The sequence below is a fragment of the Streptomyces desertarenae genome (assembly GCF_042681365.1).
GTDB lineage: Bacteria > Actinomycetota > Actinomycetes > Streptomycetales > Streptomycetaceae > Streptomyces > Streptomyces desertarenae.
On sequence record NZ_JBHUFU010000009.1, the window covers coordinates 90687 to 115158 of the forward strand.

The 24472-nt window shown below is 69.9% G+C and carries 25 protein-coding genes and 2 pseudogenes; 12 read left to right on the top strand and 15 right to left on the bottom strand.

Annotated elements, in window-relative coordinates:
- Position 1 precedes the first annotated feature (1 nt).
- Positions 2-745: an ATP-binding cassette domain-containing protein gene (locus tag ACFSJS_RS16420; protein ID WP_380900961.1), complete on the bottom strand. Its 744-nt coding sequence runs from the start codon at positions 743-745 to the stop codon at positions 2-4.
- 547 nt (positions 746-1292) lie between these two features.
- On the opposite strand from ACFSJS_RS16420, the gene ACFSJS_RS16425 reads away from it, so the two are divergent.
- On the top strand, positions 1293-1835 hold the full coding sequence (locus ACFSJS_RS16425; RefSeq protein WP_380900963.1) for an SMI1/KNR4 family protein: 543 nt from the start codon (positions 1293-1295) through the stop codon (positions 1833-1835).
- A gap of 256 nt (positions 1836-2091) precedes the next feature.
- Here the strand turns inward: ACFSJS_RS16425 and ACFSJS_RS16430 are convergent, their stop codons facing one another.
- Positions 2092-2628, bottom strand: a complete 537-nt coding sequence (locus ACFSJS_RS16430) for a P-loop nucleotide/nucleoside kinase family protein (protein WP_380900965.1) — start codon at positions 2626-2628, stop codon at positions 2092-2094.
- 66 nt (positions 2629-2694) lie between these two features.
- On the opposite strand from ACFSJS_RS16430, the pseudogene ACFSJS_RS16435 reads away from it, so the two are divergent.
- Positions 2695-2854, top strand: a pseudogene (locus tag ACFSJS_RS16435) (IS5/IS1182 family transposase); the annotation flags it as partial.
- Between the two features lie 7 nt (positions 2855-2861).
- Here ACFSJS_RS16435 and ACFSJS_RS16440 read toward each other — a convergent pair.
- The 3 genes from ACFSJS_RS16440 to ACFSJS_RS16450 form a co-directional block, all read right to left on the bottom strand.
- Entirely contained in the window at positions 2862-3401 is a 540-nt protein-coding gene (locus tag ACFSJS_RS16440; RefSeq protein ID WP_380900967.1) for an RHS repeat-associated core domain-containing protein, read from the bottom strand.
- 159 nt (positions 3402-3560) lie between these two features.
- Complete coding sequence (locus tag ACFSJS_RS16445; protein ID WP_380900969.1) at positions 3561-4088, bottom strand: hypothetical protein; 528 nt, start codon at positions 4086-4088, stop codon at positions 3561-3563.
- A 470-nt stretch (positions 4089-4558) separates the two neighbouring features.
- Positions 4559-5098, bottom strand: coding sequence for a GNAT family N-acetyltransferase (locus ACFSJS_RS16450; RefSeq protein ID WP_380900971.1), 540 nt, complete (start codon positions 5096-5098; stop codon positions 4559-4561).
- A 186-nt stretch (positions 5099-5284) separates the two neighbouring features.
- Between ACFSJS_RS16450 and ACFSJS_RS16455 the strand changes: the two genes are divergently transcribed.
- Entirely contained in the window at positions 5285-5728 is a 444-nt protein-coding gene (locus ACFSJS_RS16455) for a protein-L-isoaspartate O-methyltransferase family protein (protein ID WP_380900973.1), read from the top strand.
- Positions 5632-5961, top strand: coding sequence for a hypothetical protein (locus ACFSJS_RS16460; RefSeq protein ID WP_380901307.1), 330 nt, complete (start codon positions 5632-5634; stop codon positions 5959-5961). Before ACFSJS_RS16455 ends, ACFSJS_RS16460 begins: the two co-directional genes overlap by 97 nt.
- Positions 5962-6047: 86 nt before the next feature.
- Here ACFSJS_RS16460 and ACFSJS_RS16465 read toward each other — a convergent pair whose 3' ends face one another.
- Both ACFSJS_RS16465 and ACFSJS_RS16470 read right to left on the bottom strand, forming a co-directional pair.
- On the bottom strand, positions 6048-6353 hold the full coding sequence (locus ACFSJS_RS16465; RefSeq protein ID WP_380900975.1) for a hypothetical protein: 306 nt from the start codon (positions 6351-6353) through the stop codon (positions 6048-6050).
- A pseudogene (locus tag ACFSJS_RS16470) lies at positions 6350-6571 on the bottom strand (DUF4259 domain-containing protein); the annotation flags it as partial. The pseudogene ACFSJS_RS16470 and the gene ACFSJS_RS16465, both read right to left, overlap by 4 nt.
- Positions 6572-6738: 167 nt before the next feature.
- Between ACFSJS_RS16470 and ACFSJS_RS16475 the strand changes: the two are divergent.
- On the top strand, positions 6739-9954 hold the full coding sequence (locus ACFSJS_RS16475; protein ID WP_380900977.1) for a Tn3 family transposase: 3216 nt from the start codon (positions 6739-6741) through the stop codon (positions 9952-9954).
- 30 nt (positions 9955-9984) lie between these two features.
- Here the strand turns inward: ACFSJS_RS16475 and ACFSJS_RS16480 are convergent, their stop codons facing one another.
- Complete coding sequence (locus ACFSJS_RS16480) at positions 9985-10644, bottom strand: response regulator (RefSeq protein WP_380900979.1); 660 nt, start codon at positions 10642-10644, stop codon at positions 9985-9987.
- Positions 10641-11936 carry a sensor histidine kinase gene (locus ACFSJS_RS16485; RefSeq protein ID WP_380900981.1) on the bottom strand — a complete coding sequence of 432 codons (1296 nt, stop codon included), beginning with the start codon at positions 11934-11936 and terminating at the stop codon, positions 10641-10643. The genes ACFSJS_RS16480 and ACFSJS_RS16485 overlap by 4 nt, the downstream gene beginning before the upstream one ends.
- 132 nt (positions 11937-12068) lie before the next feature.
- On the opposite strand from ACFSJS_RS16485, the gene ACFSJS_RS16490 reads away from it, so the two are divergent.
- The 4 genes from ACFSJS_RS16490 to ACFSJS_RS16505 all read left to right on the top strand — a co-directional run bounded on the left by ACFSJS_RS16490 (position 12069) and on the right by ACFSJS_RS16505 (position 15732).
- Positions 12069-12977, top strand: a complete 909-nt coding sequence (locus ACFSJS_RS16490) for an ABC transporter ATP-binding protein (protein ID WP_380900983.1) — start codon at positions 12069-12071, stop codon at positions 12975-12977.
- Entirely contained in the window at positions 12974-13828 is an 855-nt protein-coding gene (locus ACFSJS_RS16495; protein WP_380900985.1) for an ABC transporter permease, read from the top strand. Before ACFSJS_RS16490 ends, ACFSJS_RS16495 begins: the two co-directional genes overlap by 4 nt.
- Before the next feature lie 204 nt (positions 13829-14032).
- Positions 14033-14740 (top strand): alpha/beta fold hydrolase, encoded by a 708-nt coding sequence (locus ACFSJS_RS16500; protein ID WP_380900987.1) that lies wholly within the window; start codon positions 14033-14035, stop codon positions 14738-14740.
- Between the two features lie 50 nt (positions 14741-14790).
- A complete protein-coding gene (locus tag ACFSJS_RS16505; RefSeq protein ID WP_380901293.1) occupies positions 14791-15732 on the top strand; it encodes a transposase family protein in 942 nt (313 codons plus the stop codon).
- A 4-nt stretch (positions 15733-15736) separates the two neighbouring features.
- Here the strand turns inward: ACFSJS_RS16505 and ACFSJS_RS16510 are convergent, their stop codons facing one another.
- Positions 15737-16507, bottom strand: a complete 771-nt coding sequence (locus tag ACFSJS_RS16510) for a calcium-binding protein (protein ID WP_380900989.1) — start codon at positions 16505-16507, stop codon at positions 15737-15739.
- Positions 16508-17548: 1041 nt separating this feature from the next.
- Between ACFSJS_RS16510 and ACFSJS_RS16515 the strand changes: the two genes are divergently transcribed.
- Positions 17549-18223, top strand: coding sequence for a lytic polysaccharide monooxygenase auxiliary activity family 9 protein (locus tag ACFSJS_RS16515; RefSeq protein WP_465269798.1), 675 nt, complete (start codon positions 17549-17551; stop codon positions 18221-18223).
- A gap of 831 nt (positions 18224-19054) precedes the next feature.
- Here ACFSJS_RS16515 and ACFSJS_RS16520 read toward each other — a convergent pair.
- The 3 genes from ACFSJS_RS16520 to ACFSJS_RS16530 all read right to left on the bottom strand — a co-directional run bounded on the left by ACFSJS_RS16520 (position 19055) and on the right by ACFSJS_RS16530 (position 21546).
- Complete coding sequence (locus ACFSJS_RS16520; RefSeq protein ID WP_380900993.1) at positions 19055-19639, bottom strand: flavin reductase family protein; 585 nt, start codon at positions 19637-19639, stop codon at positions 19055-19057.
- Between the two features lie 171 nt (positions 19640-19810).
- Positions 19811-20749 carry a dihydrodipicolinate synthase family protein gene (locus ACFSJS_RS16525; RefSeq protein WP_380900995.1) on the bottom strand — a complete coding sequence of 313 codons (939 nt, stop codon included), beginning with the start codon at positions 20747-20749 and terminating at the stop codon, positions 19811-19813.
- Entirely contained in the window at positions 20749-21546 is a 798-nt protein-coding gene (locus ACFSJS_RS16530) for an aldolase (RefSeq protein WP_380900997.1), read from the bottom strand. The genes ACFSJS_RS16525 and ACFSJS_RS16530 overlap by 1 nt, the downstream gene beginning before the upstream one ends.
- 263 nt (positions 21547-21809) lie before the next feature.
- Here ACFSJS_RS16530 and ACFSJS_RS16535 point away from each other — a divergent pair, with 263 nt between their 5' ends.
- Positions 21810-22382, top strand: a complete 573-nt coding sequence (locus tag ACFSJS_RS16535) for a helix-turn-helix domain-containing protein (RefSeq protein WP_380900999.1) — start codon at positions 21810-21812, stop codon at positions 22380-22382.
- A 133-nt stretch (positions 22383-22515) separates the two neighbouring features.
- Here the strand turns inward: ACFSJS_RS16535 and ACFSJS_RS16540 are convergent, their stop codons facing one another.
- Positions 22516-22905 carry a hypothetical protein gene (locus tag ACFSJS_RS16540; RefSeq protein WP_380901001.1) on the bottom strand — a complete coding sequence of 130 codons (390 nt, stop codon included), beginning with the start codon at positions 22903-22905 and terminating at the stop codon, positions 22516-22518.
- A gap of 360 nt (positions 22906-23265) precedes the next feature.
- Positions 23266-24036, bottom strand: coding sequence for a type I methionyl aminopeptidase (gene map / locus ACFSJS_RS16545; RefSeq protein ID WP_380901003.1), 771 nt, complete (start codon positions 24034-24036; stop codon positions 23266-23268).
- A gap of 65 nt (positions 24037-24101) precedes the next feature.
- Here map and ACFSJS_RS16550 point away from each other — a divergent pair, with 65 nt between their 5' ends.
- Positions 24102-24401, top strand: coding sequence for a helix-turn-helix domain-containing protein (locus ACFSJS_RS16550; protein ID WP_380901005.1), 300 nt, complete (start codon positions 24102-24104; stop codon positions 24399-24401).
- Positions 24402-24472 lie beyond the last annotated feature (71 nt).

Here is a 24472-nt window from a genome sequence, read left to right on the forward strand (position 1 = left end):
TTCAGGCCTCCCCCTGCACCAGGGCGCGGTAGGCCGTCTCGGCCCGCCGTTCGGCGGAGTCGCCGTCCGCGGCCGGGGCGAGGAAGTCGGCGGTGTCGCCCTGGTAGGCGACGCGGCCGCGGTCCAGGACGACGACCTGGCGGTAGGTGTCGGCCAGGTCCTCGGTCTGGTGGGTGGAGACGATGAAGCTCATCCGGTCCGCCAGGTCGGCCAGCAGGTCCCGGAGGACACCGCGCTGGACCGGGTCCAGTCCGGCGGTGGGCTCGTCCAGCAGCACCACTTCCGCGCGGTGCACCAGGGTCTGGGCGATGCCGAGGCGGCGTAGCTGCCCGCCGGAGAGTTCGTGGCTGCGGCGCTCGGCCGACTCGGTCAGGCGGACGCGGTCCAGTGCCTGAGCGGACCGGTCCCATGCCCGCCGTTTGGACAGGCCCTTGAGCCAGCCGGCGTAGGCGGCCTGCTCGCGAACGGTCAGACCGGGGACGGGGCGGATGTGCTGCGGTAACCATCCCACCCGCCGGCGGTAGGCCGCTCTGTCCTTCTTGCTGGCGCTGTCGAGGGAGCCCAGGACCACCCGGCCGGCCAAGGGCGTGAGTACGGAGGCGCCGAGGGAGAGCAGCGTGGATTTGCCCGCTCCGTTCGGGCCGAGCAGCACGGTGCTGCCGGGTGGGAACTCCACGGTGAGGGAGTCGAGCACGGGGACACCGGTTCGGTAGCCGAAGGAGCAGTCCAGGTAGCGCAGGGGCACGGGAGCGTCCTAGGTCGGAGGTGAGGGACGGCCGCATGCGGCCGTCCGGTCTGCAGTGGTGATGCTGCAGACCGGGCGGCCGGTTCCTGGGGAGGTCGGTACCTGGCGGTGACGGTCCTCACGCCGGAGGGCGCCCGGGGCCGGCCACTGCCGTTGAGGTGGGAGCAGTGGCCCGTGGCGGGGTGATCGCCGGGCACGGATCCGGGCGCCGTCGATGGTTCGGGTCCCGTCGGCGCCGAGGTGGTCGATGACCTCGGTGAGGGTCCGCGACCGCGTGCCGGAGCCGGCGGTGCAGCCTCGCTCGGCGAGCGGGGGCTGCCCCTCGCCACGGCCCGGGTGGTGGAGCGTTCCCCACCGCACAGCCGTGATCAGCGGTCACGGACCCGACGTCTCCCTGCCGGCTTTGTCGACGAGAACGAGCAGCAGATGTTCACCACTTCGGGAGGCACCTGCTTCCAGCTCTGTTCGATGTTCATGGCCTGGGCAGCACAGCTCCGGAGTGAGGCAGCCGCGGTGGGGTGTCAGCCCCATCTGCCAGCATGCTGCCGTGACAGCCACACATGATCAGCGTCCCGTCGAAGCCACTCTTGACTTCCTGCGCTCCGCGTTTCCGCCGGAATGGCGCGAGCCGCCGCTCGGACATGAAGCCGTCGCGGACTGGGAGCAGGAGAATGGGGTGGTCCTCCCGGAGCCGTACAGGACGTTCATCGCGGAGATCAGCAACGGGTCGAGCCTGGGGCCCGCTGGCGACGGCGGTCTCCAGCCGCTCGGCTGGCTGCCCGACGCATGGCCTGACCTTGGTCCGCGGCAGCCAGGAGAACCGTTCCCCCTGGAAGCGGCTTGGCCCTGGGAGGACGACGAGAGTGTCGGCCCCGGGGACCCGCGGATCGACGCCGCGTTCAACAAGGGGTCCGTCGTTCTCGGGTCCGAGGACGGACAGTCGTTCTGGCTCCTGCTGACCACCGGCCCCCGCCGCGGCGAGGTGTGGATGATCGCCGACGTCGGCGCCGTCCCGGCGCCCGGCGACCAGGCATGGGGCTTTGAGGAGTGGGTGCAGCGTTGGCACACCGGCGACGACTGGTGGGACTGAACGCTCCGTACTGACCGGCCGCAGGTCACGGGCTGTTCGAATCCCGGGTGCTTCCCAAGGTGGTGAACATTCGCTGTCCGTACTCATGGACAAAGCCACCCTGCCCACCGTGCACGGGTTCGTTCGGCGTTCGTCACCTGCGGTACCGGGTGAGCTGGTGGAAGGCAGCGATCGAAGCGTTCCGGTTGTCACTGCGAGGTACGGGGCTCGTCGCATGTACTCGCTCGGCAGCTCTTGTGTCACCGGGAGCGGGAATCTACGGGCAGTCCTCGGCTGTGACGGCCTCCGCGATCCGCAGGGCAGCCTGGGCGGGTGTGAGGTGCGTGGTGTCGACGACCTCGGCTTCCGCGTGCAGCCATGTACGGGCCGCCTCGGCGTAGGGCTCGAGGTGGGCGAGACGGAACGGGGAGTCGGGGCCGACAACGGTGTCGTCCGCGATGCGCCGGCGGAGGGTGTCCCGGTCGGCGTGGAGGACGAAGTGCCGGACCGGAATCGCGTGCCGGGCGAGGCCGGACTCGATCTCACGCCAGTAGGGCTCGATCAGGACGGTCATGGGGATCACCAGCGTGCCGCCGGTGTAGTCGAGGACGTGTCGGGCCGTCTCGACCACGAGCGGCCGCCACGGCGGCCAGTGCTGGAAGTTGTCCGTCTCGGGCAGCCCCGGCGTGATGTCCATGAGCGTCTCGCCGACCTTCTCGGCGTCGAACACCCGTGAACGGGGGATCAGCCGCTGCACGAGTGCACTGGTCGTCGTCTTGCCTGCGCCATGGGTGCCGTTGAGCCATACGATCACGGCCTCAACGCTAGCGTTGTGCGGGACGCAGGTGGTCTCGACCGGCAGGATGGGTGCCACCTTCCCGAGCACCGGCGTCACGGGGCGCACGCGCAGGTGGTGACCGACCCGGCCGGGTGGTCGCTGCGGGTTTCGCCCGCACTGTCCGGACGTGCCCGCGACTCGCACGCATCGGGTCACCCGGATCTGCGAACGCCAGGGCATCCCGGTGCTCGCCCGTAGAAGTCGCCGCGTCAGAGCTTGTCCATGAGGGTCTCGTTTCGCTCTTCCCCCTTGCGCTGGACTTCGGCGACCCTGCGTTTGCATTCGATGCGCTTTTGCTTCTCGACCTGGGCGGAGTAGGCCCGCCGGGCGGCGGTGGGGTGGGTGACACCGCTGCCCCTGGTGTAGACGTGGTGGTAGCCGGTGTTCTGCCGGGTGGTGCAGTTTGATGAGATGGTACCGCCGCGGGCTTTGGTCTCCCTTTCGCAGTTCTTGCCGAACTCGGCCTTTTTGAGGTCTCCGGCACCGCCGTAGCCGTAGCCGCAGTTGTACTGGCCACTGACACACTCTTCATGTTCCTGGCCGGTGGGGTAGGTGAAGTCGGCTGGATTGTTGTTGCCGTAGCTGTACGGGTTGTGTTGGGTCGGGTCGTCGACGAGCAGGAGGGGGTCGACGGACAGGAACGGCCCAAGGCCGGGTCGTACTCGCGGGCACCGAGATGGGTGGTGCCGGTGGGATCGGCGGTGCCGGACAGGAAGCCGCGGTCGCCTGGCCAGACGCCATGGAGGCACGGGGCCTTCCGAAGAGCAACTGCTTGCGGCGGGTGTGACAGCCTGGCCGGCGCCCCAGCCGACAGCGATGAGGGCAGTGCCGTGGTGGCCGGGGAAGAGGAAGGTGGCGGAAGAAGCTTCCCCGGGGAGCGTGTGAGAGGGCGGCGGGTGGTCGCCCGGTCAGAGGGGTAGCGGCAGATCCTGCAGGGGCGAGGCGAGGAGGGCGTCGAGGCCGGAGACGACGGTGAAGCACACCAGCGCCGTCTCCGGCCGCCCCAGCCGGTCGGTCCGCCAGCGTGTGCCGCGCGAGGACGCGATCACTTCCCGGCCCCGGCTCGTCTCCAGCACAAGGTGCCGGTGGAGGCGGTGCGCGGTGAAGGCCAGGGTCCGGCCGTCGTCCAGGGTGAAGCGCATCGCGCGTCGGGACGGCCGTATCGCCCGGTGCCGTGCTCGCGCGGTGAAGGGCACGCCGCCGAGCCGGCCGTGCATCCCGCTGCGCGCCCTGGCCCGCACCCCGTGCCAGGGCGCGGCCGCGTCCTCGACCTCCAGCACCGTCTGGCCGCCCAGAGTCAACTCCCACTGCTCCCACACCTCGGCCTTCGCCGTGGTGCCGGGCCCCCGGAACAGGACGCAGTCACCGTAAGGGGTGGGGATGACGGCATGCGCTCTGCGCCGGCGGGCGGGAGCAAGCCACACCGCAAGCGGCACCCGCTCACACGGTTCCACTCTCCACCACCCCACCGCGCCCCTCCCCCTTCTTCCACCGCGTCCCGGCCGCAGAGTGCCTGCTCCTGACGCCCCCGCCGGCCGCAGAACGCCACCGTCCGGCACGACCGGCCCGGCCTCGACCACCGGACCGCCAAGGCGGATTCTGCCACCGTTCAACGCAACCTCTCCCGGGCACGCCCTGGCCGGCCGGCCATTGGACGTTGCCGCCCCCCCCCCCCGGGGTGTCCGGCGGCTGGGCGCGCGGCGGTTCGCCGGAATCCGTACGGCGATGGTTCCGGCCGGATCTGCTGCTTCGTCCACGAGAGAGGACAACACTTCGACAGCGTTTCGGAAGGCGTCCGGCCGTTCGCCTGGCGGGATGTTCGCGAGTTTCCACAGCACTGAACTCGGTCCTGCCGCAGTGCCGTCGCATGACGGATCCGCGCCTGTCGGGTACGGGCTCAACCGGACTATGTGGCCGAGGACCACACGCCGAACCACTGCTGGGCGCCCCACTCCTCGAACCGCTCCACCTCGGTGAACCCCAGCTTCGCCGCGAGGCGCATCGAGCGGTCGTTGGCGGTCTGGGTGCAGAGCACCACCGGCTCGCCGGGAAGCGCGTTGGTGAACCAGGCGAGTGCCGCCGCGCATGCCTCGGCGGCGTATCCGTGTCCCCACGCCTCGGGCAGGAACGTGTAGCCGAGCTCGGCGTGCCCGGCTTCCGCGCGGATGTGCCCCGGACGCTCCGCGCCGCGCCGATCGAACGTGATCACACCGATCATCGCTCCGTCGAGATCGACCGCAAAGAGGCCGGGGCGCCGGCCGGGCACCGCAGGCGTCGCGCGCTCGAGTTCATCACGCGGTCGAGGTCCACCGAGGTAGGTGCGCACCTCTGGCGAGGCGAGCAGCTCGATGAACGCCGCGCGGTCCCGGGCCTCGGACTCGCGGAGCACGAGTCGCTCGGTCCTGATCGGGGCAGGCGGCCAGGCGACGGGTCCGAGTTCAGTCATGGCGGTCAGCAAAACAGCAGGGTCGCCGGCGATCAACCCACCGGCCGGGCCCTGCCCTGCCCATGCGGGAGTTGGCCTCCTCGGTGCGGTGGCCGGACGAGGAGTCGCCGCGGATCCGCCCCGCGGTCTTGGAGGCCTGTCCGCGGCACCGCTTCGCCCCCGATCGGGTGTGGGTCTGGGACGGGAATGCCTACCGGGCGGTGGACCACGCCGTCGACCCGGGCCGGTGACGGCGCCGCAGGGTGGTCGGGCGGCGCCCCGTATGACCGGGTGATCGCCACCTACGCCGTCGAGGAGGTCCCGTGGGCGTGGGTGGAGCAGACCCGGCCCGGTGGGCGGATCGTCGCCCCCGGGGACGCCTCGGCCATGTCGCCCTCGCTGTCGCCCCTGACGGGCGGTCGGCGTCGGGGTGGATGCAGGGGTTGGGGATGTTCATGCCCGCCCCCGGCACCGATCAGGGGGCGCCGTTCGACCGCATCCGCGACCGGCAGCCCTTCAGGCCGAGGGGGCCCTTCCCCCGCCCATTGGCGTCTTTGGTGGGTCCGGAGGGCGGGCATCTGCTGTTCACGCTGCGGGTGCTGCTGCCCGAGGCGCGCACCACCACCGAAACCGGCGAGGCAGGCGAGGTGACCGCGTGGCTGCACGACGGCCGCGCCTCCTGGACCACCCTGGCCACCCGCACCAACACCGGTGCGGGGCCGGTGACCCACCAGGGCGGGCCCCGGCGTCTGGCCGAGGAGCTGCTACGGGCCTGGAGGGTGTGGGAGGAGCGCGGGGTGCTGGACCTGTACGACTTCGGCCTCACCCGCACCGGGCACGGGCAGTGGATCTGGAGCAGCGACCCAGGCGGCCCCCGCCGGTAGCCACTGGAGACGGCACGAGCGCGCTGACCTCCGCGGTCGGCTGCTGTGGGCGCCTTGGCCGTACGCCAACCCGGGGCGGGAAGGTATCAGCCGGGCGTGCCGGACCGGTCCCGCATCTGGTCCTCGGCGAAGGCCACGGCCTCGCGGCCCACCTCGAGCGTGCCGAGCGGGGTGTCCAGCGCGGCTTCGACGTCGCGCTGCGAGCGGCCCTGCCGCACCAACAGGCGGGGCTCCTCGTGGTGTGCGAACCGGCTGAGCGCGAACTCCGTGTTCCGGATGTGGAACAGGGGCACATCCACCTCGCCCAACTCCTCCCAGGTGCGCTCCACTTCCAGGCGCAGCCGGGCCGCGACCGCCTCCGACGACGGCGTCAACCCGGTGGCTTTGTTCATGAGTCGTGGTTCTGGCTCAAGTTCTGTGACCCGTAACAGTGCGTGATCCAGTGAATATGGAACAGTGCGTCTTCCTGAGGGCCGGATTCGGGTGCGAGGACGGTGCGAAGGCGGCTGATGCTCTGCCGCCACTGCGGGCCACTGGGTGTCTCGTCCCAGAGTTCAGCGAGTTCGGACTTCTCGGCGATCACTCGGTCGAGTGCCTCAACAGCAAGCGGCCGAAGATCGTCGGCGAAATCCGGAAGGGCTTCCTTGGGGGATCACCGAGGTAAGCCCAGAAGGGACCACGGGATGATCTTGGAGTTCTGAGCGCCTGCCCGTCACCCGTTCGGCTCAAGGCCGTTGGTTGTGATGTTGGGCTGTCGTCTGGGGCCGGGGCGGGATTGTGACCTCGATCGAGCGGACCGCGTATCCGCGGTTCAAGCGGCTGATCACTGCGCATGAGCTGCATCTGTTCTTCGCGCCGACCCGGGACGAGTTCGAGTGGGCGTCCAGTGCCACGGACTGCGACGAGCACCTGCTGGCCCTGCTGCTGATGCTGAAGTCGTACCAGCGCATGGGGTGTTTCCCGAAGCTGGAGGATGTCCCGGAGATGGTAGTCGACTTCGTACGGCGGGCGGTGGAGCTGCCGGAGGGTACGCTGCCGGTGTACCGGGCGGTGAAGACCGCGAAGAACCACCGGGGTTTGGTGCGGCAGCGGGTGGGCGTGGTCTACGACCAGGCCGAGGCCCGCCGGATCGCCGAGGCATCCATCCGCAAGGAGGCCGCGGCCAAGAACCGCCCGGCCGACCTGATCAACATCGCCCTGGAGAAAGTCGTAGGGGCCGGGCTGGAGCTGCCAGCGTTCTCCACCCTCGACGTGATGGCCTCGACGGTCCGCAAAGAGGTGAACGCGTCGATCTGCGCGGGCATCCACGACCGGATGAGCGCGGTCGAACGGGCGGGACTGCTGCGGCTGCTGGAACAGCACGAGGCCGACGGCACCACGCAGTACAACCGGCTGAAGAAGTCCGCGCAGAGCCCGACCTGGTCGCACTTCAAGCGGCTGATCACGCATCTGGACTGGGTGGACGCCCTGGGCGACACCGGGGTGTGGATGGACGGTGTCGCCTCGCGGAAGGTCACGGACTTCGCCGGGGAGGCGGACGCGGCGGACGCCTCCGAGCTCATGGCGTACGCGCCCGTCAAGCGGGTCGCCCTGATGGCGTGCCTGGCGCACAAGGCGAGGATGCGGGTCCGCGACGAGCTGGCGCTGATGTTCTGCAAGCGGATCGCGACGAAGATCAAGAAGGCGAAGGAGGAGCTGGAGGAGATCCGACTCGCCGAGCGGGAGATGACCGAGGCGCTGATCGGTAACTACCGCAGTGTGCTCAAGGACATCGACGACGGCGGCCCGGCCCAGGCCGCACTGGCGAAGGCCGCCGAGATGACCGCCGAGGCCATGGCCGCCCTTCAGGGGCTGGACGAACAGGCTTCGGTCGAAGAGGTCACCCGGCGCCTGGACGGCGAGGTCTCCCCGGCCGTCCTCGCCCTGGCAAAGGCCCAGTTGGTGCAGGCCGGCGGGCTGGGCACGGTCACGAAGACCGTGGAGAGCTTCGGCGGGTTCGCGAAGCAGTACGAGCAGATCGACAAGGTCTCCGCCCACCACGGCAACTTCTGGGAGGTGCTGCTGTACGGGCAGGTCGGCCGGGACCGAGCGCTGATGTTCGACCTGGCCGAGAAACTTCAGTTCACCGCCACCTCGGAGGACGGACGGGTGCTGGACGCGCTCGCGCACGCGCAGCGCAACGAGGCCGCCCGCGGCGAGTACATCAGCGCGATCGGTGAGGACGGCGAGCGGGTCGACATCTCGTTTGCCACGCAGAATTGGCAGAAGGCCGTGATCGACAGGACGCGGCCGGGGCAGTTCGTCCGCAAGCACTTCGAGGCGATGGTCTTCACCTGCCTCGCCGAGGAACTGCGCACCGGCGACGTGGCGGTGGTCGGCTCGGAGGAGTACGCGGACTGGTCGGGGCAGCTGCTTGCGTGGGAGGTCGTCGAGGAGAAGCTGCCCGCCTACCTGGTGGAGGTCGGGCTGGCGGAGGAGGGCGAGGCCGACTCCTTCGACGCCGCGGCCTTCCGGCGGCAGTTGGAGGACCGCCTGCGGGCCGCCGCCGCAGCGGCGGACGCCGGGTACCCGGACAACGAGAGCCTGGTGATCGACCCGTCCACCGGTATCCCCTCGCTCAAGGCGCACCGCTCGGAGGGGCAACGCCCGTCGGCGAAGCGGCTGGAGCAGGAGATCAAGGCGAGGATGCCGGAGCGCACGCTGATCGGGATCTGTGCCCGCACCGCGTACTGGGTGGAGTGGTGGCGCCGCTTCGGCCCGCCATCGGGTAACGACCCGAAACTTGCCGACCCGTTCGGCCGGTACGTGCTCACCACCTTCGTCAAAGGCACCAACATGGGCCCCTACGAGGCTGCCCGCCACATCCCCGGCGTGAGCGGGCACGAGCTGGCGTACACGGCGAACCGGCACTTCTCCCTCGTGCTGCTCAACGAGGCCATCGCCGACCTGGTCAACGCGCACGCGCGCCTGGACATCTCGCAGGCGTGGGGCGACGGGACCGCCGTGGCCGCCGACGGCACCCACATGGACACCTACCTCGACAACCTGCTCGCCGAGACTTCCGTCCGGTACGGGAAGCCGGGAGGCATCGTCTACCACCACATCTCGGACACCTACATCGCGCTGTTCACGCACTTCATCCCGTGCGGGGTGTGGGAGGCCGTCTACATCATTGAGGGTCTGCTCAAGAACGCCTCCGAGGTCAAGCCCACCACCGTGCATGCGGACACCCAGGGCCAGTCGCTGCCGGTGTTCACCCTGGCCCACCTGCTGGGATTCGATCTGATGCCCAGGATCAGGAACTGGAAGGGGCTGACCTTCTACCGGCCTAGCAAGACCACGGAGTACGTGCACATCGACGTCCTGTTCGGCGAGCCGGGCAAGAACGTCATCGACTGGGACCTGATCGAGTCCCAGTTCCGGCATCTGATGCGGGTGGCCGTCTCCGTACGCGAGGGCGTCATCTCCTCGGCGACGCTGCTGAAGAGGCTCCGGTCCGGGTCACATAAGAACGCCACGTACGTCGCTTTCCGCGAGGTCGGCCGCGTGATCCGGACCGTGCAGTTGCTGCGGTATCTGACGGATGCGCCGCTGCGCCGGCGGGTGACGGCCGCGACGAACAAGGTCGAGTCGTTCAACCGGTTCTCCCAGTGGGTCGGCTTCGGCAACCAGGGCGTCATCGCCGACAACGACCCCGTCGAGCAGGAGAAGGCGATGAAGTTCAACTCTCTGCTCACGAACGCGGTGATCTTCCACAACGCCCTGGACATCGCCGAGATCGTCCGCCAGCTGCTGGAGGGGGGATGGGAGATCGACCCCGAGGACCTGGCCCACATCTCGCCGTACCTGACCGAGCACATCAAACGGTTCGGCGAGTACTCCACCCACGAGCTCGGCATCGAGCCAGAGGCGTACGACCCGAAGCTCGACGTCGACTTCACCCCGCTGCGCGAGCAGGACCTGACCGCCGCTGGCCTCGGCCAAGCTGCCTGAGTACCGCCGAAGGACTGCGAGGGAGTTCGCTCAGTAGGACCGTGCCACCAGTCCCGCTTCGTAAGCGAGGATCACGAGTTGCACCCGGTCACGTGCGTCGAGTTTGGCGAGCAGCCGGGTCAGATAGGTCTTGGCGGTGGCAACGCTGATGGAGAGCTGGTCGGCGATTTCGGCATTGGACAGGCCCTTGCCGACCAGGGTGAGCACCTCACGTTCCCGGTCGGTGATGCGCTCGAGTTCCGTCCGCTGTGGCGGCGTCGCTGTAGGGCGGTCGGCGAACTCCTTTATCAGTCTGCGGGTGACACTCGGTGCGATGAGGGCGTCCCCGGCAGCCACGATACGGACTGCGGCAAGGATGTCGTCCAAGGCCATGTCCTTGACCAGGAACCCGGACGCGCCGGCGCGCAGCGCTCCGTAGACGTAGTCGTCGTCATCGAAGGTCGTCAGCACAACAACGCGTGTGGTGCTGTTGCCCGTGGTGATCACGCGGGTGGCTTCAATGCCGTCCATGCCGGGCATCCGGATGTCCATCACCACTACGTCGGGGGTGAGTTCCCCGGTCAGCCGGACCGCTTCGGTGCCGTCTCCGGCCTCGCCCACGACCTGGACGTCTGCGGTGTCGGTGATGACCATCTGCAGGGCGGCGCGGACCAGGGGCTGATCGTCGGCGAGTACCACGCGGATGGTCATCTGGCTCCAGCCTTCGCTGCGGGTTCGGTCCCTTCCGCTGTCGGCACCGGTAGCCGGGCGGCTACCCGGAAGCCGCCCCCCGGAAACGGCCCGGCGGTGAAGCGGCCGTCCAGTAAGGCGACTCGCTCCCGCATGCCGACCAGGCCGAATCCGGTGTACGTGTTCCTCGTGTTCGTGCCGCTGCCCTTCCCTCGGTCGACGACCTCGACGACGAGTTCGTCCTCGCGGTATTCGACTTTCACCTGACAGTGATCAACAGCCGCGTGTCGTACGACGTTGGTCACCGCCTCCTGGACGATCCGGAGCGCCGCGAGGTCTATGTCCGCGGGGAGCGGGCGACGTTCGCCCTGCCACCACACTTCCACGCGGACGCCGGCGGCCGTGGTCGTTGCGGCGAGCCGTTCCAGATCCGCCAGACCGACAGCCGGCCGCAGAGGAGCCTGTGTGCGCCCCTGGTCGTGGCCGGTTGGTTCCTGATCTCGGGTGGCGGGTTCCTGCACCTGGTCGGCCTGCCGCAGTGCGCCCAGCATCCGCCGCAGTCCCGCCAGCGTCTCACGCCCTACGTGTTCCACGGTGACCATCGCCTCGCGGGCCCTGGCCGGCTGTGTCTCCACCACTCGGGCTGCGGCTCCGGCTTGCAGGGCGATGATGCCGATGCTGTGGGCGACCGTGTCGTGCATCTCGCGGGCGATGCGAAGCCGTTCGGCGGTGACTGCCTGGGCGGCGAGCCGGGCGTGCAGCTCCGCGGTGTGGGCACGGGCTTGGTGCACCGAGTTGCCGATGAGCCAGGCAATGATGACCGTCAGGGCAATGAACGGTTCGGAGGCGGTGCCGGATTCCCCTCCCGGGATCCACCGCAGGACGAGGTATCCGGCGAGCACGCCCAGCGTTCCGGCGGTCGCGGTGATCGCGGTGCGCCGGGGCTGGGTGGCCGCGACGTAGCAGAGGGCGACATCCACCCCCAGAAACTGCAGGGGCAGAACTTCGTCCTGCCGCCAGGCCACCGACGAGATGACCGTGCCGACGATCACCAGACCGTACGCCACCGCCGTCTGGCGGCGCAGCAGCGCGCTGCCGGTCAGGACCACCAGGAAGGCAAGGGCGAGCAGCGCCTGAGCCGTGAGCGAGTCAAGGCCGTCCCGGGGATAGCTGAGGGAGTACTCATGCCGCGGCGGCATCAGGACGTACTCGACGATGGGCTGCACTGCTGCCACGAACCACACCAGCGCCGTCCACAGGCCCGGCGGTATGCGCTTGAGCAGCGGCAACGGCGGTGGCGGTGAGGCGGGCATGCCGAGATCGTAAGCGCGTACACGCAATGGGGCATCGGCCTGCGGTCGTACAACCAGGGTCGACACTCGCGCCCGGCGATTGTCAGCACCGGTCCGACGACGAGCGGGGGCGCCGAACGGCACCGTGGGCGCGTGATCGAAGTCAACGAGCTCACGAAGCGATACGGCGGCACAACAGCCGTCAAAGACCTGACCTTCACCGTGCGCCCCGGTCAGGTGACCGGGTTCCTCGGGCCGAACGGCTCCGGCAAGAGCACCACGCTCCGGATGATCCTCGGCCTGCACGAGCCCACCAGCGGCACGGTCACCATCGAGGGCCGGCCCTTCCGTGACCGTCCTCGCGGCCTGCGGCATGTCGGCTCCCTTCTCGACGCGCACGACGTGCACGGCGGGCGCAGCGCGGCGGCGCATCTGTCGGCGCTGGCGCGCAGCAACCGCATCCCGCGGCGCCGGGTGGACGAGGTGCTGCAGGAGGTCGGTCTCGCCGAGGTCGCCCGGCGCCGCATCGGCGGATTCTCGCTCGGCATGAAACAACGGCTCGGCATCGCGTCCGCCCTGCTCGGCGACCCATCGGTGCTGCTCTTCGACGAGCCGCTCAACGGCCTGGACCCTGAGGGGGTGAAGTGGGTGCGTGAGCTGTTCAGGCGGCTCGCCGCCGAGGGCCGTACCGTGTTCGTCTCCAGCCATCTGATGTCGGAGATGGAGCACACCGCCGACCAGCTGATCGTGATCGGCCGTGGCGAACTACTCGCGGCGGAGAGCCTCGCGGAGTTCTCGGCCCGCAGCGACCGGCAGAGCGTCTCCGTGACCACGCCCGCCGCGACCGCCCTGAGGGACCTGCTGACGGCCGCGGGTGCGGCCGTGCATGTGGAGGGCGAGCAGCTCACCGTGACTGGCCTGACCGCGGTGCGGATCAGCGAGATCACCCGACGGCACGGTCTCCCGCTGTACGAGCTCAGTACCCGCTCCGCCTCGCTGGAAGAGGCCTTCATGGAGCTCACCGCCGACCGTGTTCAGTTCCCCGGAGGAGATCCCCGATGACCACGACCACGACCACGGACGTTCCCGGCAGCGAACGCGCCGCCCGCGAACCCCGCGCCCGCTTCCGTGACCTGGTCGCCGCCGAGTGGCTCAAACACCGGTCGCTGCGCTCGACCTGGATCGCCTACGGGGCCACCGCCCTGGCCGTCATCGGCTTCAACACTGGCATCGCCTACGACACGTACAGCCACTGGACGCTGCAGGTGTCCAAAGACCGCGCCTCCTTCGCCAGCGACGGGATCGCGCTGCAGCAGGTCTTCAGCGCGAACGCGGCCCTGCTCATGGCGCTCGCCATCGGCGCCATCGGCGCCCTCACGATCATCGGCGAGTACAGCACGGGCACCATCCGGACGACGTTCGCGGCCGTCCCGTCCCGCCGCTCGGTGATGGCGGCCAAGGCGGCCGTCGTCACGGTGGTCACCACCGTCTTCGGCGCGTTCGTCGCAGGTGTCTCGTTCATTGTGACGCAGGCGATCCTCGACGGCCGGGACGCGGGCGTCTCCATCGGCGATCCGGGCGCCTTCCGTGTCGTCCTGGCCTCCGCCCTGCTAGCCCCGGTGTGCGCGCTCGCCGGCCTCGCTCTCGGCGCCGTCATCCGGCACACCGCCTCCACCATGATCACCTCAGTGGTGGTCATCCTCGTGCTGCCCCTGGTCTTCACCGACGGCCGCCACTGGTCGGCGGTCGTCAGGCACACCCTGCCTTACCCCGCGTGGCTCCGGCTCGTGGAGGCCGGCGATTCCCCGACGCTCTTCCCCTGGACCACCGGCGGAGCCTGGACCGTCTACGTGGTGTGGGCATGCGCCGCATGTGCGATTGCCGTCACCAGCGTTCACCGGCGAGACCAGTGAGTGGCCGAAGGTTGCATAGTGCTGATCAGCCTGGGCTGTCGCATTCACCCGTGGGCAGTTCCGGGCGCTTACGGCGTTGTCGGCTATTGAAGATCTCGGCCAGAGCTGTGTGGCTGAGGACCCGAGGTGCTGACCGGTGATGGTGGTTCGGCCGCTGGTGAACGCCGATCCTCCGGCAGGACCAGTCCCGCATATTCTCCGGACATGGTTGATCAACGATCGGTCGACGTTGGCGGGGTCCGGCTGGCCTATCAGATATCGGGTCCGCCGGATGCTCCGCCGCTCGTCATGTTGCACGCGCTGGGCGAAGATGCCACTGACTGGGAGGCGGTTGTGCCCGCCCTCGCCCGGAGTCGGCGGGTGTATGCCCTCGATCTTCGCGGTCACGGCCGAAGCGACTGGACGGGGGACTACTCGCTCGAACTCATGCAGGCTGATGTGCTCCAGTTCTTGGACGCACTGGGACTTGGCCCAGTGGATCTGATCGGGCACTCCATGGGCGGGATCGTGGCCTACCTGCTCGCGGAGGACCATCCGCAGCGGGTGAGCCGGCTCATCCTGGAGGACGTTCCAATCCCGCGTCCCCGGGAGCAGACCACCCTGACCAGGCCGGACGGCGCCCTGACCTTCGACTGGGAGATGGTGCTGGCCGTCAGGCGGCAGATCGACGTGCCTGACCCCAGGTGGCTGGAGCGACTCAGCGAGATCACCGCCAAGACCCTCGTGCTCGCCGGCGGCCCACACAGCCATGTTCCCCAGGACGGCGTCGCCGAGCTCGCCCGCCGCATCCCCGGCGGGCGAGTGGTCACCATCCCGGTTGGACACCTGATCCACCACGCAGCGCCGGAGCCGTTCACCGAGGCGGTTTCGGCGTTCCTGCAGGAGAACTTCCGTCCTACCCGCCAACCATGAGTCGCGGTCACAGGCCGTGACGTGGGGACGGCCGCACAGGTTCTTCGAGTCTGACCAAGAAGTGGGCCCGTGCGGCCTTGTCCCATCCTGCCTTCACAGGCGTCTCACGTGCACATCTCGGCGGTTTGATCGAGGAGTTGGCCGGGCCGTGGCAGGCCCGGCGGGAATCGGCATTGCATCGGCGGCGGGGCGGGAAGCGTCATCGTGCCGCCGGGGCGGGCCGCAAGCACGAGCTGGTGTTCACCGACCGGGTGCTGGTCGCCCTGGTCCACCTGCGCACTCAGCTCCCGCACGCCGCGCTCGCCGAGTTGTACGGGGTCGGCCGCTCCACCGTCACCGAGGCCATCGGCGAGATCCGCCCGCTGCTCGCCGACCGCGGCTTTGCCGTCCCCGACCAGCCCGGACTTCGCCTGCGAACGTTGGCCGACGTGTTCGCCTACGCCGATGCGGAGGGCGTGACCTTGCGGATCGACGGGACCGAGACGCAGGTCCGCCGCCCGAAGGCCCACCACGCGGGCCGCTGCGCGTTCGTCTCCGGCAAGAAGAAGCAGAACACCATGAAGACCACCACGATCAGCGATGGCCGGGGCCGCACCCTGTGGTCCGGGGCCGACCGGCCCGGAAGAATGCACGATCAGACCGCGATGCGCACCGAAGGCATCGCCGAGCAGTTCCGCCTCCACCCAGACGTGAAAGCCGAGGTGGATGAGGGCTACCGGGGTCTGGCGAACGAGTTCCCCGAACAGGTCAGTGCGCCGCCGAAGAAGCCAAAGGAAGACGCCCCGCTCGGTGACCGGTGCGCCTGGCGTGAGCAACGGCGCCGCCAGTCCTCGGCGCGGATCTGCGTCGAACACGCCAACGCCGAGCACAAGCAGTGGCGCCCGCTGCAGCGCTTCCTCGGCCGCCGCGAGCACTACCCGGCCACACACCGGGCCGTCGCCGGCATCACCCTGCACCCTCGTCCGCTACCGCCGGCTCCCCGCGGGAGGTGATCTGTTACGGGAGGACGATGTCGCGGCCGGGGCCGCCTTCGAGGGCGTCCTTTCCGGTGCCGCCGCAGACGAGGTCGTCGCCGCCTTCGCCGTCCAGTGTGTCGTTGCCGGGGCCGCCGAGGACGATGTCGCGGCCGTCCCCGCCCATGGCGTGGTCGTCGCCGGGGCCGGCGTGCACGGTGTCGTCACCGCCATAGCCCTCGATCATGTCGTCGCCCCGGCCGCCCCACATCTGCTGGTTGCTGCTGTCGCCCATCAGGTGGTCCATGCCGTCGCCGCCGTGCAGGGCTGCGGGTCCCATGACCATGTCGTTCCCCGCGTCGCCCAGCACCGTGCGTGCGGTGTGGGCGTGCAGTTCGTCGTCACCGGGGCCGCCGCTGACGGTGCCGATCCCGGGGGTGAAGGCGGCGATCGTGTCGTTGCCGTCGCCGAGGAAGACGTCGATCCTGTCGGGCCGGGGGCTGTCGGCGGGCAGTTCGCAGACGACGGAGGTGGTGTCCTCGGGTCTGGAGTACGCACAGTGGCCGCCCGGTTCGAGCGGGACCACGTCGCTGAAGCCGATCCGCCGGATCCCGTCACTGGTGTACATGGAGAATATGTTGAGGTTGTTGGCCTGTCCTGCAGCGGCCGTGAAGACGATCGACTGGGTTGCCCAGTCGGCTCCGACGCGGGCCTTCGCCTCGGTGGCGGTGGCGGCGGCTGCCGGGCCGGCGGCGAGACCGGCGGTGAACAGGGTCACGACAACCGCGCTGACGGCGGCTCGGTTTCGGTTCATGAGACCTCGTCTCGGTGGGGTGATGGCGGACCGATCTGCGTGGCGTGGCGCTGCCGGGGCCGGGCAGACCCGGTCGTAAAGGCAGCCTCCCCTGCTGGTCCGGATCCGCAGGACCGCGAAGTGGCGCGGCGTCATGGTAAGCCGATGTCCCTCCGGATGCGACGGTTGTGCTTCTTCGGTCAGGCATGCTCCCGGTGTCGTCGCGCCGGGATTTACTAGTCCGACTCCTGTTCGGCTGAGGTGAGTTGACCGAGGCAGTCGAGGGTTGGGGTTGCCGGAGGAGCGGAAGGCGGCTGCCCGGGTGCGGGCGGAGGGTTCGGCGGGGGCACCGGCACCAGTGGGGAACCGGCGACGGCCGAGCCGCAGCCCGGACCGCCCGTTCACCGCGGGGCAGCCCCGTCCGGAACAGCCGCGTCAGCAGACGTGGAACGGACCCGGGCGTGATCAGCCGGGTCTCCTCTTCCACGGCCTGGCCGGCGGTCCACCGGGAAGTGCTCCGGCGTCCGGTCCGCGAGCGTTCTGGGGTCGCGGCGGCCCAGGCGAGTCGGAGCGCGCCGGGACCGATCTGCGGCGCCGGCGGCTTCCCTCGCTACGGCGTCCATGCTCCGGTGCCGCCGGTTCAGATCCGAGGAGTACCCGCGTTCCCGCTGCGAGCCATCGGCCGCGTTCCCGCCCAGTGCGCCATACGGTCACAGCCCCTGCCAGGCAACTCGCCCGGCGGGGCCGACCCGGGGGTACGGAAGCGCACCGTCGGGACCCGAGGTCCCGCGTGTTGTGGAGCCGGACAGCCCTCACGCCGGAACCAGGTCCCGTTGCCGTGCTGCGAACGCCCCTCCCTGGCACCGTCCCGCACACCGGCCCGGGCCGCGTCCTCGCTCTCCGGCCCCGGGAGCGGTTCCGGCCCCCCGGTTCGCGGCAGATTCCCTGCTCGCCGCCCACCTCTGTAACCAACTCTGCTTGTTTCGTTGACATTTCACTCAGAAGACGTACCGTTGGGAGCGCTCCCATCAGAGCCTTGCAACTGGAAGGAGTTCCCCCCACATGCGCACCCAGAGTCCGTTAAACGGACGTTCGCGGTCGTTCCTCCGCAGGCCTCTCCAGGCGCTCTTCATGGCGCTCACCGTGGTTGTCGGCGCACTGGCCTGGTCGGCTCCCGCCCAGGCTCACGGCACCATCGTCAACCCCGCCTCCCGCGCGTACCAGTGCTGGAAGACGTGGGGCAGCAACCACACGAGCCCGGCCATGCAGACCGAAGACCCCATGTGTTACCAGGCGTTCCAGGCCAACCCCGACACCATGTGGAACTGGATGAGCGCGCTCCGCGACGGTCTCGGTGGCCAGTTCCAGGCGCGGACCCCCGACGGGACGCTCTGCAGCAACAACCTCTCGAGGAACGCCAGCCTGAACAGGCCCGGGCCGTGGAAGACGACCAACGTCAGCAACAACTTCACGGTCCAGCTGCACGACCAGGCGTCCCACGGTGCCGACTACTTCAGGGTCTACGTGAGCAAGCAGGGCTTCAACCCCAAGACCCAGACCCTGGGCTGGGGCAACCTCGACTTCATCACGCAGACCGGCCGCTTCGCCCCGGCGCAGGACATCAGGTTCAACGTCAACACCTCCGGCTACACCGGACACCACATCCTGTTCGTGATCTGGCAGGCCTCGCACCTCGACCAGGCCTACATGTGGTGCAGCGACGTGAACTTCGGCTGAGCCGGAGAGCGCCGCACACGGTACCGGCCTCTGCCGGGCGCCGGTGACCCGCCGCCCGGCCGACCGAGCTCCGTCGGGGCAGGGGACCAAATGGGTGCCCCTGCCCCGGCGGGGCTCCCTGCGCTCTTGGCGTGAACACACCCGATCGCACGGCAGTCGCACAGTGCCGGCCCCACCGTCTCGTCGTACGACTCCGGCACTCAGCGGTCCTGGAGGATCCTCGGCACCGTCAGCCCACCGGGGCGTACTGCGCCGCCCTGGCCTTCCCCGGCCACTCCCGGAGACCTCGTGCCCTGACGAAGCTTCCTCCCGGAGCACGCCTCACTTACTGATCACTTCAGAACAAGCTTGATTCAAGGGCTTGGCAGTCGGGCTGGTGGGCGACGGAGTTCTGCAGGTGTCGGATGATCTTGTGCCTGATGATCCGTGGGATCGTGTCGCCCGCCGCGGCGTCGACGGTACCCAGGTCGGCTGCCGGCGGATGACCGTGCGGCTCCGTACGGGATCGTCTACGTCATGCGCACAGGTGCGACCCGGGCGGACGTGTCGGCCGAGCGGTCACCCCGCCGGCACAGCCCGACAGGGCTCGTGCGGTGCCGACCGGGGCGATGGTGCCGTACGCGCGCATCCGCGCCATGCGGACCCGCCGTCCGCAGGTGACCGGGCGTCGTGCTGGGCCAGGCGGTAACCGGGTCTCTCATCAGCGTTTCCAGCGGCACCCCGCGGGCCCGGTGACACCGCCTCCGGGTCACGCCTTCGACAGGGGAACAGCCGTGCCGGGCCCAGAGGCAGGCAGTCTCCTCCCGCGGGATCGCGAACACAACGGGGGACTCAGGTCCTGAAGACCGGCCGGCCCTCCGGGGCCCCCCGCCACGCCGGGCGCTCCGTCTCCGCACGACGCGGTGCGGACCGGGTCACCGTGGTGTAGGAGCCGTCGTGGCGTACCAGCGCCGGCTTCCTCTCCCGTATCCCGCCGGCGTCGACCTCGCCGATGACCAGGGTGTGGTCCCCGGCGGGATGCCGGGCGACGACGCGGGCGGTGAGCCAGGCCGGTGCGGCGGTGAGGATCGGCAGTCCGTCGGGTTCGCGCAGGTACGCCGTACCGGCGAACCGGTCGATGCCGCCGCGCGCGAAGCGGTCGGCCAGCCCGGAGTCGCCCGCTCCCAGTAGGTGGACGGCGAAGCGGTCGGCCTGCTGTACGGCCTGTGCGGCCGAGGAGGCCGTCGCCACGCAGAAGGAGATCAGGGCGGGTTCCAGGGAGACGGAGCCGAAGGAGGTCGCGGTGAACCCGGCCGGTCCCGGCACGGTGACGATCGTGACGCCGGCCGCGTGGCGTCGCAGCGTCCGGCGCAGGAGGGCGGCCTTGGCGGCTTCGGGCGTCTCCCGCCCGCGGCGGGGCACGGTGGTGTGGGTCATGGCCTTCCTTCGCTCTTGCGGTGCGGCGGGGGGTGTTTCCTGCGGCGGTACCGCCTCGGGGAAGCCCGGTGTCCCGCACCAGGGGGCGTTGCTCTGGTGCGGGGCGGTCCGGGTTGTCGATGCTCGCCGGCGTCGCTTGCCCCGCCGAGGGAGCAGGCGACGCCGGCGGCCTCAGACGGCGGGCCGGACGGCGCTCGCCGCCGGGTTGTCCGCCGAGGGGTGGGAGGCGAGTCCCCCGAGGATCTCCCTGAGTCGCTCCGTCCCCTCGTCCGACAGGGGCAGCAGGGGCGGCCGTGGCCGGCCGACCCCGCGGCCCTGGATCCGAAGGCCCGCCTTGATGGCCCGCGGCAGGCCGTGGCCGACGATGAACTCCAGGAACGGCAGCAGCTCGGCCAGAAGCGCGTCGGCCCGCTCCTCGTCCCCCCGCGTCGCCGCGGCGTGGAGCTCCAGGACCCGCCGTGGTACCAGGCAAGGCGCCGCGGTGCACCAGCCGACGGCGCCGGAGCGGAACGCCTCGAGTGCGATCGGGTTGTTTCCGTTGTAGACCGACAGCGCTCCGTCGGACAGCTCGCGGATGGCCCGGAAGCGGGTGACGTCGCCGGAGCTTTCCTTGACCATGGTGATGTTCGGGATCCGGCGTGCGAGCGCGACCACTGTTTCCGGCACCAGGTCGACTCCGCTGGTGCCCGGGTTGTTGTAGAGCATGATCGGGAGGTCCGTCGCCGTCGCCACCGCCGTGTAGTGCCGCGCGAGTTCCGTCTCGGTCAGCTTCCAGTACACCTGTGGAAGCACCATGATCGCGGTGGCTCCGTGACGGGCGGCCACGCGGGCGCGGCGGATCGTGCCCTCCGTGCTCCAGTGCGAGACGCCGACCAGAGTGGGGACTCGGTCTGCGACGGTCTGCAGGGTGGTCTCGCAGACGGCGTCCCACTCGGCTTCTTGGAGGTAGGCGCTTTCACCGGTGCTGCCCAGTGGAGCGACGGCGTGGCTTCCGGCGTCCACCAGTTCGTCGGTGAGCCGGCGCAGCGCGGCCAGGTCGACCTCTCCGGTGGCGGGGTCGAAGGGGGTGACAGGGTAGGAGATGATGCCTTCCAGAGGCGGGTTCGCCATCAGATCTCCACCCGGCCCGTGATGCAGTCGGGGTGGTTGCGCAGCGCCTTGCGCGCGTAGTAGGCGAAGTTCGCCGCGTTGCGCTGGTCGGTGGAGGTCCAGTCGTGGGCCTCGCGGGCGAGGGCCGGATCCAGCGGCTGGATGGTTCCCGCCGACATGGCCAGCAGCTGGAGGCGTGCGGCACGCTCGATGAGCACGGCCAGGTTGCATGCCTCTTCGATGGTGGATCCGGTGACGAGCTGACCGTGGTGGGCCAGGATGATGGCGCGCTTGTCGCCGAGAGCTGCGGAGATGATCTCGCCCTCCTCGTTGCCCACGGGGATGCCGGGCCACTCCTTGAGGAAGGCGCAGTCGTCGTACAGGGGCGTGGTGTCCATCTGGGAGACCACCAGGGGGACTTCCAGCATCGAGAGTGCCGCCGTGTGCAGCGAGTGCGTGTGGATGATGCAGTTGACGTCCCCCCGGGCCCGGTAGATCCAGGAGTGGAACCGGTTCGCGGGGTTGGGCATGCCTTCCCCTTCCAGGACCTGGAGGTCCTCGTCCACCAGCAGGAGGTTGTCCTCGGTGATCTCGTCGAAGCCGAGGCCCAGGCGCTGGGTGTAGTAGGTGCCGGGCTCCTGTCCGCGCGCGCTGATCTGGCCGGCGAGCCCCGAGTCGTGCCCGCCGTCGAAGGCGATGCGGCATGTCAGGGCCAGCTTCTGCCGCGTGGTCAGCTTCGAGGCGCCGAAGTGGTCGCTCATCTGCCGTTTGGCGCGGTCGACGAGTACGTCCTTCGGGTCTCGCAGGGTGTCTGCCATGTTCTGCTCCGGTTGTAGGGCCCGCCTGTCGGCGGGCCTCGTCTTGGGGTGCCGTCCGAACCGGCACCGCGAGGAAACAAGGTTGACTATAGGACACCTTGTGTCATGACGCAATGGCGGCCCGCCCGGCACAGGCCGGCGGGGAGCGGGCAGACCCCGACCCCGCAGCTGCGGAAGACGGCTGGTCGAAGGGCAGTCACAGGACATACTGGGAAGTCCGCGCGGGCCCGTTCCGACGCCGGGCGCTCGAAGGGAAGACGTCATTGATCAATCGCGTACGACAGCTGCGCAAGGAGCGGCTGATGACACTGGAGGCACTGGCCGAGCGCGCCGGCGTCACCAAGAGCTACCTGTCCAAGGTCGAGCGCGGCCAGAGCGTCCCGTCGATCGCCGTCAGCGCCTCACTCGCCAAAGCCCTGGACGTCCCGCTGGACACCCTGTTCGCCGACGCCGAGGAACTCGCCGAAGTCACCGTCACGCGGGCCGGGGAACGGCAACCGCTCACCTCGGACCGGGAACCCGGCACCCGCTACGAGGGCATAGCCCTGCAAGCGGGCTCCAAACGGATGACCCCCTTCATGCTCCACCCGCCGCACGACACCGGCCCCGTACCCTTCCGGGACCACCCGGGCGAGGAGTTCCTCTTCGTCCACCGGGGGCGAGCCGAACTGATCTTCCCGTCCCGGACCGTCACCCTCGAAACGGGCGACAGCGCCTACTTCAAGGCCACGACACCCCACAAGGTCCGCTCCCTGGGTGCCGAACGCGCCGCCCTGCTGCTCCTGGTGGCCGACGACCGCAGCGGCACGGAGACACCCCACCCGCACCTGCCCTGACCTGGGAGGCGGCCGGGAAGGGACCGCCGGACAGGCCTCGGCGTCCCCCGCGGCCACATCACCGTCGAGCGGACCGGGACCGCCTCCGGTCCGGCCCGGGGCCGGACCGGAGGCGGTCCCGCAGGCGCGGCCATCACCTCGGTGGAGGGGGCACGCCACCGGCCCGGCCGGTGGTGAGGCGGAGAGCCGGCGGCCAGCGGTGGTCGTCGGCCGCGAGGTGCGTCGTGGCGGCCGGTCCGCCGCGGGACCGGCCGATGGCATGGTCGCCCGGCTCCCCGGCCGGGGCCCCTCTCTGCGGGCCCCGGCCGCATGCCGGTGGGCGCGGACGCTGGTTCCAGCCCGCCGAGAAGGCCCGGGCGAGGCCCTCGTCCGCCTCGGCCCGGACCGCCAGGACGGTGAACACCCGCTCCCACATGCCGGCGGAGGACCGCATCCGCATCCGGTTGCCGACCTCCCGGCAGGTGCGGTACCGCTCCGGCAGGTGCACCCGCCGGGCGTCGGTCTGGAACGTGAACGCGATCACATCGATCACCTCACTGGCCCCGCCGGCCGTGCGGCCCAAACGAAACGGCCCGGTTCCGGTCCCGCGGCCGCCGCCGGGCCGCCGCCCCGCTGCAGCCGATCCGCTCCGTGGGCACGTCAGCCCGGTTCACGCCCTCGCGTGGCACGTAGACGACTCCACGCAAGGGCAGCTCGGCCGTCCACCGGCAGCCGGCAGCCGGCAGCCGGCCCGGACACCGGCGACGCCGCGGCGGGCGAGGAGGGAGCCGTGGGGCTGCACGCTCCCGCAGGTGGTCAGACACAAGATCATCCGGCACCCGCCGGAGTCTGCTGCCACCCCACGTTCACCGCCGAGCCCTTCACCGAGCTCATCCTGGAACGATCAGTTGGGCGACGTGAGGACTTCGGCTCCGGACTCGGTGATCGCGATCGTGTGCTCACTGTGCGCCGTCCGGCAACCTGTCGCGCTGCGGAGCGTCCACCCGTCGGCGTCCATGACGAGTTGAGCGGTGTCGGCCATGACCCACGGCTCCAGGGCGAGCAGCAGTCCGGGGCGCAGTTTGTACCCACGGCCGGGCCGCCCGGTGTTGGCCACATGCGGGTCCTGGTGCATTGTCGATCCGATGCCATGGCCCCCGAACTCCGTGTTGATCAGGTAACCCGCCTCGCTGAGGACGGTGCCGATGGCGTGGGAGAGGTCGCCTGTGCGAGCCCCGGGTCCGGCGGCGGCGATCCCCGCGGCCAGCGCACGCTCGGTCGTTTCGATCATCGCGACGCTCTCCGGGGGCCTGGTGTCGCCGACGATGAAACTGATGGCGGCGTCCGCGGCGATTCCCCCCCGGGAGACGGCCAGGTCGAGCGTCAGCAGGTCTCCGTCGGCGAGCGTGTAGTCGTGGGGCAGCCCGTGGAGCACGGCATCGTTGACGGCCGTGCAGATGTAGTGCCCGAACGGGCCGCGCCCGAAAGAGGGCGCGTAGTCGACGTAGCAGGACTGCGCGCCCGCCTCGGTGATCATTTCCCCGGCCCACCGGTCGATGTCGAGCAGGTTCGTGCCGACCGTGGCGCGGCCCTTCAGCGTGTGCAGGATGTCCGCGACCAGGGCACCGGAGTCCTTCGCTCGGGCCAGCTGGACGTGGTTCAAGACCTCGATCATGCGACGCTCTTCTCGTGCGGCCAATAACTATCCCGGCCAAACTATACCGGGATAGAATTGGGCCCATGGTCAGGTTGCCGCTCACTCCCGCAGAAGTCGCACGCGGTCAGCGCCTCGGCGCCCTCCTGCGTCGGGCCCGGGGAAACCGCTCGATGCTCGAGGTCGCGCTCGACGCCCGCGTCTCGCCGGAGACCCTCAGGAAGATCGAGTCGGGCCGCGTGGCGACCCCCGCCTTCCCGACCATCGCGGCGATCACCGATGTTCTCGGCCTCTCCCTCGATGCGGTGTGGGCGGAGATCAGCCGGCCCGATGACGACGTTGGCCCGGCGACCGGTCACAGCACACGTGAACAGCTGACTGCCTAGGGCCTGTTTGGAATGTTGATTTTGGAAGCACGGACTGCTCGGGCACTGGAGGTCCTTCTCTGGTGCCCGGG

Coding starts and splice junctions, on each gene's coding strand:
- ACFSJS_RS16450 (WP_380900971.1), bottom strand. CDS start 5,098: ATGACTGAACTCGGACCCGTCGCCTGGCCGCCTGCCCCGATCAGGACC.
- ACFSJS_RS16455 (WP_380900973.1), top strand. CDS start 5,285: ATGCCTACCGGGCGGTGGACCACGCCGTCGACCCGGGCCGGTGACGGC.
- ACFSJS_RS16465 (WP_380900975.1), bottom strand. CDS start 6,353: ATGAACAAAGCCACCGGGTTGACGCCGTCGTCGGAGGCGGTCGCGGCC.
- ACFSJS_RS16480 (WP_380900979.1), bottom strand. CDS start 10,644: ATGACCATCCGCGTGGTACTCGCCGACGATCAGCCCCTGGTCCGCGCC.
- ACFSJS_RS16485 (WP_380900981.1), bottom strand. CDS start 11,936: ATGCCCGCCTCACCGCCACCGCCGTTGCCGCTGCTCAAGCGCATACCG.
- ACFSJS_RS16495 (WP_380900985.1), top strand. CDS start 12,974: ATGACCACGACCACGACCACGGACGTTCCCGGCAGCGAACGCGCCGCC.
- ACFSJS_RS16500 (WP_380900987.1), top strand. CDS start 14,033: ATGGTTGATCAACGATCGGTCGACGTTGGCGGGGTCCGGCTGGCCTAT.
- ACFSJS_RS16510 (WP_380900989.1), bottom strand. CDS start 16,507: ATGAACCGAAACCGAGCCGCCGTCAGCGCGGTTGTCGTGACCCTGTTC.
- ACFSJS_RS16515 (WP_465269798.1), top strand. CDS start 17,549: ATGCGCACCCAGAGTCCGTTAAACGGACGTTCGCGGTCGTTCCTCCGC.
- ACFSJS_RS16520 (WP_380900993.1), bottom strand. CDS start 19,639: ATGACCCACACCACCGTGCCCCGCCGCGGGCGGGAGACGCCCGAAGCC.
- ACFSJS_RS16525 (WP_380900995.1), bottom strand. CDS start 20,749: ATGGCGAACCCGCCTCTGGAAGGCATCATCTCCTACCCTGTCACCCCC.
- ACFSJS_RS16530 (WP_380900997.1), bottom strand. CDS start 21,546: ATGGCAGACACCCTGCGAGACCCGAAGGACGTACTCGTCGACCGCGCC.
- map (WP_380901003.1), bottom strand. CDS start 24,036: ATGATCGAGGTCTTGAACCACGTCCAGCTGGCCCGAGCGAAGGACTCC.
- ACFSJS_RS16550 (WP_380901005.1), top strand. CDS start 24,102: ATGGTCAGGTTGCCGCTCACTCCCGCAGAAGTCGCACGCGGTCAGCGC.